The following is a 12,170-nucleotide window of genomic DNA, read 5'->3' as shown; positions in this document are numbered from 1 at the left end:
TATATGAACAAGGTTCCGGTTCACCCATGGGGATTGATGTATTCCGTTTATACGAAAGTTTTTCCTGCTGTTGGCCAGCTGCTTCAAAATTGGCATGAAAAAGCAGAAAAAATACCTGACCCTGAATTAAGGCAGCAGGCTTTAAGCAGCATCTCCAATAAGATGTTTCATTGTGAAGGCGGTGCTATCCTTACTCTTCTCGCAGGACAGCATCGAAAGAAAGCAATAGAATTTGTAGTAGCTTACCAAACGATCAGTGATTATTTAGATAACCTCTGTGATCGGAGCACCTCTCTTAGTGATAAGGACTTCAGGGCACTTCATGAAAGTATGTTTCATGCACTTAGTCCAGGGGTAAAACCTGTTAACTACTACAGATACAGAGATGAGCAAGAGGACGGCGGATATCTTGCTGATCTTGTATTAACCTGTCAAAAAGTATTATCAGAAATGCAGGCATACCCAAACATTGCAAGTGAGCTGATAGGACTTGCCCAAATTTATTGCGATCTTCAAGTTCATAAGCATGTTGTTGTACAGGAAAGGGAACCTCGCCTCATTAGCTGGTTTGGAGAATATCAGTCTTTTCTGCCTGATATCACATGGTATGAATTCTCCGCTTGTGCGGGTTCGACACTTGGTATCTTTTGTCTCGTCAGCTATGCTTTTCAAGGCGATTTTACAAAAGAATCTGCACAAACCATCACAAAAGGTTATTTCCCTTGGCTCCAGGGATTACATATTCTGCTGGATTATTTTATTGACCAAAATGAGGACAAGCTTGAAGGGGATCTTAACTTTTGTACGTACTATAAAAATGAGCAGCACATGCTTGAACGCATGGTTTATTTTGCAAAAGAAGCGGAAAGCAGCTGTTCAAAATTACCCAATTCGAAATTTCATCGTCTTATCCAAAGAGGTTTGCTCGGAATTTATTTAGCAGACCGCAAAGTTTCTGAATGCCCTGTGATTAAAAAAATGGCCTCACAACTTGTAAAAGTAGGAGGTGCAACAAGTTACTTCTTTTACGTAAACCGAAAAGTGTATCAAAAAATAAAACCGTCTCTTTCATAATAAAAAGGCTAGTATTGCAGGTTGCTGCTCTTGGAAGTAGTTGAATTCCGCTTCAGATGCTAGCTTTCCGCGGGGCGTGCGGTGAGCCTTCTCGGCGCTCCGCACACATAGGAGTTTCATTCAAGGAAGCATTTGTGCTCCTGCGTCTGCAGGCAAATCCTGCCGAGGTGGGATTCCTCGTCACATGCCTTGCAAGAAGAAGACTCAAGTAGCTGTCCCGCTGCTCCCGCAGGAGTCTCGCATCTTGCGCTACAATAAACTTAGAATGAAGAGAATGATTTTAATAAGCCTATAGCAAAAACAAAGGCTGAATCAACATTAGTACGTTGATATCAGCCTCTTTTTTCGATCGCTACAACAAATGGCGGATCGTTTTTTTGATTAATGAAATCATATTGCAGAACTTGTGCTTCTTTCTGATCAAGGTTTTTAACAAAGTCCAAAACAAGATCTTTCTCACGTTTTCCTTCTTCATGACCATGATAGATTACTAATATGATAATTCCTTCAGGTTTTAAAATTTCAAGCAGCTGTTCGATCGCTTCGATTGTAGAAGAACCTTTTGTTGTGATCGACTTATCACTTCCAGGCAAGTAGCCAAGGTTAAAGATAGCAGCAGAGGTTTTACCGATTGCGAACTCAGGAAGATGTTTTATCATCTCATTATGTGAAGCCTGAAAAAATGTTACATTTTCATCTGCTTGGTTTTCAGTTAACCGCAGCTTAGATTTTTCAATCGCCTGTTCTTGAATATCAAAAGCAAATACTTGACCATCTTTACCTACAAGTTTTGACAAAAATAATGTATCATTTCCGTTTCCGCATGTCGCATCAATTACGATTTCTCCTCGCGCGCAAAATGAACGAAGAAGAGCTCTTGCATAAGGGAGAACACCTTCTAATTTCATAAAGAGTCCACCTCTTCTTTTAAATAAAATTTCCCTTGAAAGCTATTTCTGCGTTTCAGTTCACTTTCAATGGCATTAAGTACTTTCCACTTATTTAAACTCCACATCGGCCCAATCAAGAGATCAGAAGGACCATCGCCCGTTAAACGGTGAATCATCATATCTGGAGGAATGATTTCGAGCTGATCGCATACAAGGTTTACATACGTATCAAAATCAAGAAAATCAAGCATTCCCTGTTCATATTGCTTAACCATTGGAGTCTTTTTTAATAGATGCAATAGATGTATCTTAATTCCCTGAACATCCAGTTTTGCAACTTCACGTGCAGTTTCCATCATCATTTCAGGCGTTTCGAGCGGCAGACCATTAATGATATGAGAGCAGACTCTAATATTGTGTTTTCTTAATTTGTTTACACCATCAACGTATGTTTGATAATCGTGCGCACGATTAATAAGCAAAGCCGTTCTTTCATGTACGGTTTGAAGACCGAGTTCAACCCACAAATACGTACGTTTATTTAAATCAGCCAGATATTCCACGACATCATCAGGAAGACAATCAGGCCGTGTAGCAATAGCCAGACCAACAACATCTTCTTGCTCGAGAACTGTTTCATACATTTCTTTTAGCTTTTCAACAGGAGCATAAGTGTTCGTAAAAGCCTGGAAATAGCCGAGATACTTTCCTTTTTTCCACTTAGCATTCATGCGTTCTTTTACTGTATGAAACTGTGTGATTATATCGTCTCGTCGATTCCCGGCAAAATCTCCTGAACCGCTTTGGGAACAAAACGTACAGCCGCCGTAAGCTGCTTTTCCATCTCGATTTGGACAATCAAATCCTCCGTCTAGAGGAATTTTTATAATTTTTTCTCCGAAGTGAGATTTTAAATGGTGGTTCCATGTGTAATATCTTTTATCGCCAAAATAAGCCGGCTTTTCTGTAAGGTGTGTCAACCTGTTCACTCCTTTATTTACGGTGATAAGCACCAAGCCAATTGTAGCATGTACAAGGAATGAGCGGCAAAATAGATGTGATTTATTTTCGTTGTAAAGTTCAGGAAAAAGGACTAAAATACAGAAGGGTTTTTATGACATCATTGTAAGCGGGGGATCTTCATGCCAGCGAAAGTGTGGCTGCTCATTATAGGTATGGCACTGAATGTTACAGGCTCAAGTTTTCTTTGGCCGATCAATACCATCTTCATGCATGAGCATTTAGGTAAATCTTTAACTATAGCCGGAATCGTGTTATTACTGAATTCTGGTGCGGGCATTATAGGGAATTTAACAGGCGGTTTGCTGTTTGATAAACTAGGCGGCTATCGCACGATCATACTGGGTGTTTCCATTTCATTTACCACTTCTTTTTTATTGATTTGGTTTCATGATTTCTGGTCCTACAGCATCTTGCTTGTCTTTATGGGATTTGGAATGGGAATTGTTTTTCCTTCCATGTACGCACTTGCTGGAACGATGTGGAAAGAAGGAGGAAGAAAAGCGTTTAATCGCATTTATATCGCGCAAAATGTGGGTGTAGCTTTAGGTGCAGCGCTTGGCGGATTAGCTGCCTCTTATTCTTTTACATTATCATTTATCAGCTGTTCTGCTCTTTCATTTCTTTTCTTTATGATCGTATTTTTTGGTTATAAAGGGATAGATGAAAAGGAAAGCGGAAGTGTTCAAACTGTTTTCTCGCAAAAAAAGCGTATTCATAATAAACAAGCTTTCCTTGCTTTGCTAATCCTTTGCGGGGGATACCTGTTAGCCTGGATCGGGTATGTTCAATGGCAATCTACCATTGCTTCATACACGCAGGACTTAGGTGTGACATTAAAAATGTACAGTCTCTTGTGGACCGTCAACGGATTGTTCATCGTTCTCGGACAGCCGCTAATAAATGTTTTTCTGAAAAAATGGCTGCAGTCAACAACAAGCCAAATACTTGTCGGATATGTCATATTTATTATCTCATTTGTGATTGTAGGAAACGCTCAGGACTTTAGCGGATTTATGATTGCAATGATAGTATTGACAATCGGTGAAATGCTAGTTTGGCCAGGTGTACCAAGTATTGCAGCAGACCTTGCTCCTAAAGGAAGGGCAGGGTTCTACCAAGGAATTGTGAATAGCACAGCGACTGGCGGAAGAATGCTGGGTCCTTTATTTGGGGGAATGATCGCAGACATCTTTAACATTAGTATACTTTTTCAAACGATTATTGGGTTAATGGTCCTTGCTTTTATGTTGACTATTGTTTACAGTCGAAACAGTCAATCTATTAGTAATCCATCTCAATCTGCATCGGCGTAAAAAATATTGGCAGATCATTTTGCCTAGTAGAATTTGAGTTTAAAAAAGGAAAATTTAGGCTATAATAGTTCAAACAACCTTGACATTTTTTAAAAGAATTCATAAAATACAAATTAACATCTATTATTCGTTAATAACGATGAGAGGGACTAGTAAAAAAAGAATGGCATTTAGAGAGTTGACGGCTGGTGCAAGTCAACCCGGACTTTTTTGAACTCACCCTTTAGTTGCAAGTGTGAATGAAGTAATGCTTGCCGTTCCGCCGCGTTAAGGTTAGTTTGAGTGAACGTGATTTTTGCGTTAATCAGGGTGGTACCGCGGCAGGTTTAAAATTGTGATCTAACCTTTCGTCCCTAATGTTTTATTAGGGGCGGGAGGTTTTTTTATTTGCTTTTCTCTTTAAATAATTGATGTTCTGGATCGTTCTTGGCATCCTTGAAAGTTGGTTGGAGCGGAAGGTGCGAGACTCCTGCGGGATCAGTGGGACAGGTGAGACTCCTAATGGTGCAAGGCGCCAAGAAGGCTCACCGCACACCCCGCGGAAAGCGAGCATCCTGGAGCGGAGATCAACAACATCTTACAGCAGGAGAGATTGCTAAAAAGCCTTATATACTTAACAAGAAGCAGGGTCAATGAAGGAGGAAGGGTTATGTATTATAACCACAAAACAATCGAGAAAAAATGGCAGCATTTTTGGGATGAAAACAAGACATTCCAAACGAAAGAAGAATATGACAAAAAGAAGTTTTACGCATTAGATATGTTTCCATACCCATCTGGAGCAGGTCTTCACGTTGGGCACCCGGAAGGATATACAGCAACCGACATTCTATCACGCATGAAACGCATGCAAGGCTATAATGTACTTCACCCAATGGGCTGGGACGCATTTGGTCTTCCTGCTGAACAATACGCACTTGATACAGGTAATGACCCTGCTGAGTTTACAGAGCAAAACATTAATACATTCCGCAGACAGATTAAAGAATTAGGTTTCTCTTATGATTGGGACCGTGAAGTTAATACAACAGATCCGTCTTATTACAAGTGGACGCAATGGATTTTTATCCAGCTTTATAAAAAAGGTCTGGCGTACGTTGATGAAGTTCCGGTTAATTGGTGTGAAGCGCTTGGAACAGTTCTAGCTAACGAAGAAGTTATCGATGGAAAGAGCGAACGCGGAGGTCACCCAGTAGTTCGTAAACCTATGAAACAATGGATGCTTAAGATTACAGCTTATGCGGACAGACTTTTAGAGGACCTTGAAGAATTGGATTGGCCTGAGAGTTTGAAAGATATGCAGCGTAACTGGATCGGACGTTCAGAAGGTGCTGAAGTTCATTTTGATGTAGATGGTCATTCTTCTAAAATTACTGTTTTTACAACAAGACCGGACACACTATTTGGTGCAACGTATCTTGTGCTTGCACCTGAAAATAAGCTTGTAAAGGAGATTGTTACTGATGAACAGCTTGAAGCAGTAACAACTTATCAAAAACAAGTAGAAACGAAGTCTGACCTTGAGCGTACTGAGCTTGCAAAAGAAAAGTCTGGCGTGTTTACTGGAGCATATGCGATCCACCCGGTTACAGGTGCTAAGCTTCCGATTTGGATAGCAGACTATGTACTAGCTAGCTACGGAACTGGCGCTATTATGGCTGTTCCTGCTCATGATGAGCGCGATTACGAGTTTGCTGTTAAATTTGAGCTTCCGATTGCAGAAGTGGTTGCTGGCGGAAATGTAGCTGAAGCTGCTTATACAGGTGACGGCGAACATGTGAACTCTGACTTCTTAAACGGTATGCAAAAAGTCGAAGCCATCGAAAAGATGAATGCATGGCTTGTGGAGAACGGTAAAGGTGAAAAGAAAATCACTTATCGTCTTCGTGACTGGCTATTCTCCCGTCAGCGTTATTGGGGAGAGCCTATCCCAGTCATCCATTGGGAAGACGGTACAATGACAACTGTCTCTGAAGAAGAACTCCCATTGCTTCTTCCAGTAATGAAAGAGATCAGACCTTCAGGAACAGGCGAATCACCACTTGCTAATGAGGAACAATGGGTGAATGTTATTGATCCTGCAACAGGCAAGAAGGGACGCCGTGAAACAAATACAATGCCGCAGTGGGCAGGAAGCTGCTGGTATTATCTTCGCTATATCGATCCTAAAAATGAAGAGCAGCTGGCATCTCCTGAAAAACTGGAGCATTGGCTGCCGGTAGATATTTATATTGGCGGAGCTGAACACGCAGTATTGCATCTTCTATATGCGCGTTTCTGGCATAAAGTGCTGTACGATCTTGGCGTTGTTCCAACGAAGGAACCTTTCCAGCGTTTGTTTAACCAAGGTATGATTCTTGGTGAAAACAACGAAAAGATGAGTAAGTCAAAAGGCAATGTCGTTAATCCAGATGAAATTGTTGTGAGTCATGGTGCGGATACACTTCGCTTATACGAAATGTTTATGGGACCGCTGGATGCTTCGATCGCATGGAGTACGACAGGCCTTGATGGTGCCCGCCGTTTCCTTGACCGAGTATGGAGATTATTGGTTTCCGAAGATGGAGAGAGCTTGAATCCTGCGATTCAAGATATTAAAGGAACAGATGCTTTTAACCGTCTTTACCATTTAACTGTTAAAAAAGTAACGGAGGATTATGAAGGTCTTCGTTTTAATACGGCTATCTCGCAGCTTATGGTATTTGTTAACGAAGCCAATAAGCAAGAGACACTTCCTAAGGATTTCGTTCAAGGCTTTGTAAAAATGCTTTCTCCGATCGCTCCGCATATTAGTGAGGAACTATGGGAAAAGTCAGGTGGTACCGGAAGCATTGCATATGAAGCTTGGCCAGTATGGGATGAAGCGCAGCTCGTTGAAAATGAAGTTGAGATTGTTGTTCAAGTAAACGGTAAATTAAAAGCAAAGATGACGATTCCGGCAAACAGCAGCGGACAGGATATGGAGCAAGTCGCTTTAAAAGAAGAAGCTGTTCAACAAAGCATCGAAGGCAAAACGATTCGTAAAATAATCACTGTACCTGGTAAACTCGTAAATATCGTTGCAAACTAAAGGAGGCTTTTAAATGGACTATGAATTAGAAGAAATTTCACCATCTGAGGTGAAACAATTACTAAAAGATGGCAAGAAGGTATCCTTGATTGATGTTCGTGAAGACGAGGAAGTTGCTGTAGGAAAGATTCCTGAAGCAGCCCATATTAAAATGGGTGAGATACCAGACCGATTAGCTGAAATCGATAAAAATGAAGAGCATATTATTATTTGCCGTTCTGGTAGAAGAAGTGAAAATGTAGCCTATTTCTTATTAGACGAAGGCTATAAAGTAAAAAATATGACTGGCGGCATGCTTGAATATAATAAAGAATAATCATGAAACTCCCTGCTTTAATAAGCAGGGGGTTTTTTACATGAAGAAAAAATTTAACATATCTAATTATCAGGAATAGTGAAAAACTAAGGAGTCTCAGCCGATAGTAAGGGTATACTGTTTACCCTGGAGGCTCTCATGGCATTTATTCATTCTAATAAAAAGAAGTGGCTAAGCATAATTGCTGCTTTTTTCACCATTCATTTAGCGGGCTCAATAGGGTCGATTTATTCTCATAATATATGGATGTATGTTTTAGATATCGGAGCTGTTTTTGTGTTTGGAATTTTTGTCTATAAAATGCTGAAGGAAAAAGACAGCTATTCTATAGACCTTGAGCAGGAAATAAAAAAACATAAAGAGACCCATGCAGAATTAGAAGCAAGCAGGGGCAATCTTCAAAACGTTTTTGACAGCATCGATGTTGCGATATGGTCACATAACTTGCAAACGAATAAGCTTCTAATTACTTCTGGTATTGAGAAACTTTATGGATATCCGCTTCAAGCTTTTTATGATGATGTGGATTTATGGAAAAAAGTGATCCATCCTGATGATCTTGAGATTACGGTTATGCGTGCAACTGATATTCAAAAAGGGATAATTACAACAAGTGAATACAGAATACTTCGTCCTGACGGAGACATCAGATGGATTCAGGACAGAGGAATTCCCTTTTTAAATGAGAAGGGAGAATTAGTTGATTTTAATTCAATACTGATCGATATAACAGAACGCAAGCATGCTGAAATGACCATTAATCAAATGGCATATTTTGATGAGTTAACAGGTCTCCCAAATCGTAACGGATTTATGGAGACCATCGAACAGAAAATGAATGAAGTCGATTTGAAGCAAGGGAACCTGGCACTGCTGTATTTGGATCTAGATCGCTTTAATGTACTAAACGATACACTGGGTCATAGCTTTGGAGATCTTTTGCTACAAAAGGTTGCTGAATTACTGAAATCAACAGTATCAGGAAAAGGTGAAGTGTTTAGAAGAAGCGGAGACGAGTTTATAATTCTGCTGGAATTCAAAAGTACAACAGAAGTAATAACAGTTGCTGAGGATATCATATGTTCTTTTACAAAGCCATTCTTATTGAGCGGTAAGGAAGTTTTCACAACACCAAGTATCGGAATAAGTTTATACCCAGGAAACGGATCTGACAGTGATACTCTTTTAAAAAGAGCAGACTCAGCTCTGTATCAGGCAAAAGACCGTGGCCGAAACACATATCAATTTTTTACCGAACAGCATGATGGCAAAATGGAAAGAAGGCTGAACCTTGAACACGGGCTGAGAAAAGCATTGAAGAAGAATGAATTGTTTCTTGTCTTCCAGCCGCAAGTCCAATTCCACACAAAAAAAATAACTGGTGTGGAAGCTTTATTAAGATGGAACAAAGATACGGAAGGACTCATTTCTCCAGGAGAATTTATTCCTATTGCAGAAGATACGGGTATGATTTTACCAATAGGTGAATGGGTATTAAAAAATGCTTGCTCGCAAGGTTCCAAATGGCATCAAAACGGCTATAATGACTTGCTGATATCAGTAAATATTTCGGTACGGCAGCTATTGGAAGAATCGTTCGTAGACAGAGTGGAAAGTATTTTAATCGAGACCCATTTTCCAGCATCTTCTCTAGAACTCGAGATTACAGAGAGTACAACGATGGAAAGCCTGGAAGAAACATTGCCTGTTCTTAACCGTTTAAGAGAGAAAGGGATTCGCATATCAATTGATGACTTCGGTACTGGCTATTCTTCCTTAACGTATTTAAGGCAGCTGCCTGTAGATACTCTAAAGATTGATAAAACGTTTATCGATGATATTCTGACAGATCCTAAAGCAGGTGCAATCGTAAAAACTATAATTGATATGGGTCATAATCTTAGTTTTCATGTTATTGCAGAAGGAATAGAAAGCTGTAAACAAATTGACTTTCTATTAGAACAAGGCTGTATGTACGGACAAGGATATCATTTGTTTAAGCCATTAAAATCTGAAGAACTAGAAGAGCATCTTCAAGAGAATATGGTAATCAATTAGTAAAAGACTTAAAAAGCCAGTCGAAAACGGCTTTTTGGGTCTTTTTTTGTTTTTGGGAATCAAACGCATGCTATTTTATGAGCTGTTCTCGTGATTAAAAGTGACTCTCATAGAATTACTCACCCTACTCTCACCACATACTCCTTTACTAGCGATGTTTTGCAATAGCCTTTTAGTGAAACAATACATAAGTACTTAAGTTGAAGGAGTGGATGAAAATGAACGTGCTTATTATTGGAGCAAATGGAAATATCGGAAAACTTACAAGTGTCATGCTTGCTGAGCAAGGTCATACAGTTAAAGCGATGGTTAGAAAAGAAGAGCAGCAGGAGCACTTTAAACATGAAAATATTGAGGCTGTGCTTGGTGACTTAGAAAAAGATTTTGAACATGTATTTGATGGGGTTGACGTTGTTATATTTACAGCTGGTTCTGGCGGGCATACAGGTCCTGAGAAAACAGATGCGGTTGACTACGAGGGAGCTGTAAAATCGATCAAGCTTGCTGAAAAGCATTCTGTTCAGCAATTTATTATGGTGAGCTCACTAGCGGCAGATACACCAGAAAAAGGACCGGAAAGTCTTCAACACTATTTAAAAGCAAAGGGAAATGCTGATCAGGTACTAATGGAAAGCTCATTAAACTACACGATCTTGCGTCCTGGTGCTTTGACAGATGAAGACGGCATGGGATTAATTAATGCACAGCAGAAATTAAATGAACACGGATCAATTCCAAGAGCTGATGTAGCAAGAACAATCGCAGCATGTTTGGGAAATGAGCGTATGTACCGCAAAGTTTTTGAACTGATAGAAGGGGAAACAGCAATTCAAAACGCAATCGAAAATATATAGACAAAACTAGTCAAAGTCCAACAAAGGAAAAGCATCCTCACTGAACGAATGCTCATGCAGAGACTCATTCTTTAGGAGGATGCTTTTTATGATACAGGTAAAAGTTTTTGATGAAGAACATGAAGATGACCTTGAAGAAAGTGTCAACGAATTCTTAAGCGGACTTCCTCAAGATCATGTTATTGATATTAAATATCAAATTGCAGTATGTGAAAATGCACATGAGGAAAACGAAACAATGTTTTCATTTTCAGCCATGATTATTTATAAAAAATAGAATTATCCTAGAGCATGATAAGCGGCATTTGTACCAGCTATATTGCCGGTTACAAAAGCTACTGTTATATTGTAACCGCCTGTGTATCCATGCAGATCCAGAATTTCCCCGCAAAAGAATAAGCCTTCTTGAATCTTAGAAGCCATTGTTTGAGGTGCGATTTCTTTTACTGAGACGCCGCCGCCTGTTACAAAAGCCTTTTCGATGGATAGCGTTCCATTAACTTGAAACGAAAAACCTTTCATTTGCTGAGCTAGATTACGCAATGACTGCTTTGGAATTTGATCAGCTGAAATATCACCATCAATCCCTGCTTTTTCAATTAAGAAAAATAGATACTTTTCAGGAAGCATTCCTTTCAGAACGTTTTTCACAGCCTTTTTTGGTTCCTCATCTACTCTTTTTTGAATAGAGGAAAGAAGAGCATCTTCATTTTCATCCGGAAATGAGTCAATTCTCATTTCAATCGAAGGGGCACCAAATTTTTTGAGAGCTTTTACAACATACTGGCTGCAGCGCAATGCGGCTGGTCCGGAAATCCCGAAATGAGTGAAGATCATATCCATCTGATGGGCTTTTATCATTTTTCCTTTAGGATTCCAAACAGATAGCGCCACGTTTCTTAATGAAATACCTTGCAATGTTTTTTGTTTTACAAAGCTTTCATTTGAAGTGATCGGTACTTCTGTCGGATACAATTCTGTAATTGTATGGCCAGCTTTTTTTGCCCATGCATAACCATCACCAGTTGATCCTGTATGTGGAACAGACTTGCCTCCAACAGCGATAACTATAGATTTTGTTTTTAGTACTTCTCCATTCTGTAAAATTATTTCATGTAATTCTTCTTTATAATTTATAGTCTTTACAGGTGTATTCGTCCGGATTTGAACACCTAGTTCATTAATCTTATTTAAAAGTGCTTGTACAACATCCGTTGCTTTATTTGAAACAGGAAACATACGCCCATGATCTTCTTCTTTAAGCTTAATTCCTAAACTTTCAAAGAATGAAATAATATCCTCATTGTTGAAAACCGAAAAGGCACTATAAAGAAAACGGCCGTTGCCAGGAATGTGCTTAATGATCTCATCTACAGGCAAACGATTAGTAACATTGCACCGTCCTCCGCCGGATATGGCCAGTTTGCGGCCAAGCTTTTCTCCTTTATCAATCAGAAGAACACGAGCGCCGTTCGATGCAGCTCCAACACTGGCCATTAGCCCTGATGGACCACCGCCAATGACAATACAATCATAAATCATAACATCCCAACTTTCTTAGATCGTTCAGTT

10 protein-coding genes and 1 other annotated feature are annotated in these 12,170 nt (G+C 39.7%); of the genes, 7 read left to right on the top strand and 3 right to left on the bottom strand.

The window, feature by feature from the left end; all coding sequences use genetic code 11:
- Window positions 1-3: 3 nt before the first annotated feature.
- Window positions 4-1,074, top strand: a complete 1,071-nt coding sequence (locus tag UN64_RS01810; protein WP_077359391.1) for a tetraprenyl-beta-curcumene synthase family protein — start codon at window positions 4-6, stop codon at window positions 1,072-1,074.
- A gap of 332 nt (window positions 1,075-1,406) precedes the next feature.
- Here UN64_RS01810 and mnmM read toward each other — a convergent pair whose 3' ends face one another.
- A complete protein-coding gene (mnmM, locus tag UN64_RS01805; RefSeq protein ID WP_077359390.1) occupies window positions 1,407-1,982 on the bottom strand; it encodes a tRNA 5-(aminomethyl)-2-thiouridylate-methyltransferase MnmM in 576 nt (191 codons plus the stop codon).
- A complete protein-coding gene (mnmL, locus tag UN64_RS01800; protein ID WP_077359389.1) occupies window positions 1,979-2,944 on the bottom strand; it encodes a tRNA modification radical SAM protein MnmL/YtqA in 966 nt (321 codons plus the stop codon). Before mnmL ends, mnmM begins: the two co-directional genes overlap by 4 nt.
- A 162-nt stretch (window positions 2,945-3,106) precedes the next feature.
- Between mnmL and UN64_RS01795 the strand changes: the two genes are divergently transcribed.
- The 6 genes from UN64_RS01795 (at window position 3,107) to UN64_RS01770 (ending at window position 10,875) form a co-directional block, all read left to right on the top strand.
- Window positions 3,107-4,300 carry an MDR family MFS transporter gene (locus tag UN64_RS01795; protein ID WP_077359388.1) on the top strand — a complete coding sequence of 398 codons (1,194 nt, stop codon included), beginning with the start codon at window positions 3,107-3,109 and terminating at the stop codon, window positions 4,298-4,300.
- Window positions 4,301-4,430: 130 nt separating this feature from the next.
- Window positions 4,431-4,658, top strand: a binding site (T-box leader).
- Window positions 4,659-4,949: 291 nt separating this feature from the next.
- Window positions 4,950-7,370, top strand: a complete 2,421-nt coding sequence (gene leuS, locus UN64_RS01790) for a leucine--tRNA ligase (RefSeq protein WP_077359387.1) — start codon at window positions 4,950-4,952, stop codon at window positions 7,368-7,370.
- Window positions 7,371-7,383: 13 nt separating this feature from the next.
- The gene (locus tag UN64_RS01785) at window positions 7,384-7,686 is read left to right on the top strand and encodes a rhodanese-like domain-containing protein (RefSeq protein ID WP_077359386.1); all 303 of its coding nucleotides are present in this window, start codon (window positions 7,384-7,386) and stop codon (window positions 7,684-7,686) included.
- 138 nt (window positions 7,687-7,824) lie between these two features.
- Complete coding sequence (locus UN64_RS01780; protein WP_077359385.1) at window positions 7,825-9,744, top strand: putative bifunctional diguanylate cyclase/phosphodiesterase; 1,920 nt, start codon at window positions 7,825-7,827, stop codon at window positions 9,742-9,744.
- 218 nt (window positions 9,745-9,962) lie between these two features.
- Complete coding sequence (locus UN64_RS01775; protein ID WP_077359384.1) at window positions 9,963-10,598, top strand: SDR family oxidoreductase; 636 nt, start codon at window positions 9,963-9,965, stop codon at window positions 10,596-10,598.
- An 88-nt stretch (window positions 10,599-10,686) separates the two neighbouring features.
- Complete coding sequence (locus UN64_RS01770) at window positions 10,687-10,875, top strand: sporulation protein Cse60 (protein ID WP_077359383.1); 189 nt, start codon at window positions 10,687-10,689, stop codon at window positions 10,873-10,875.
- 2 nt (window positions 10,876-10,877) lie between these two features.
- Here UN64_RS01770 and UN64_RS01765 read toward each other — a convergent pair whose 3' ends face one another.
- Complete coding sequence (locus tag UN64_RS01765) at window positions 10,878-12,140, bottom strand: BaiN/RdsA family NAD(P)/FAD-dependent oxidoreductase (protein WP_077359382.1); 1,263 nt, start codon at window positions 12,138-12,140, stop codon at window positions 10,878-10,880.
- Window positions 12,141-12,170: the final 30 nt, after the last annotated feature.

This window comes from Fictibacillus arsenicus, assembly GCF_001999465.1.
Lineage (GTDB): Bacteria > Bacillota > Bacilli > Bacillales > Fictibacillaceae > Fictibacillus > Fictibacillus arsenicus.
Note: the sequence above shows the minus strand (reverse complement) of the source record. Positions and strands in the feature narration are given on the sequence as shown.

Coding starts and splice junctions, on each gene's coding strand:
- UN64_RS01810 (WP_077359391.1), top strand. CDS start 4: ATGAACAAGGTTCCGGTTCACCCATGGGGATTGATGTATTCCGTTTAT.
- mnmM (WP_077359390.1), bottom strand. CDS start 1,982: ATGAAATTAGAAGGTGTTCTCCCTTATGCAAGAGCTCTTCTTCGTTCA.
- UN64_RS01795 (WP_077359388.1), top strand. CDS start 3,107: ATGCCAGCGAAAGTGTGGCTGCTCATTATAGGTATGGCACTGAATGTT.
- leuS (WP_077359387.1), top strand. CDS start 4,950: ATGTATTATAACCACAAAACAATCGAGAAAAAATGGCAGCATTTTTGG.
- UN64_RS01785 (WP_077359386.1), top strand. CDS start 7,384: ATGGACTATGAATTAGAAGAAATTTCACCATCTGAGGTGAAACAATTA.
- UN64_RS01780 (WP_077359385.1), top strand. CDS start 7,825: ATGGCATTTATTCATTCTAATAAAAAGAAGTGGCTAAGCATAATTGCT.
- UN64_RS01775 (WP_077359384.1), top strand. CDS start 9,963: ATGAACGTGCTTATTATTGGAGCAAATGGAAATATCGGAAAACTTACA.
- UN64_RS01770 (WP_077359383.1), top strand. CDS start 10,687: ATGATACAGGTAAAAGTTTTTGATGAAGAACATGAAGATGACCTTGAA.
- UN64_RS01765 (WP_077359382.1), bottom strand. CDS start 12,140: ATGATTTATGATTGTATTGTCATTGGCGGTGGTCCATCAGGGCTAATG.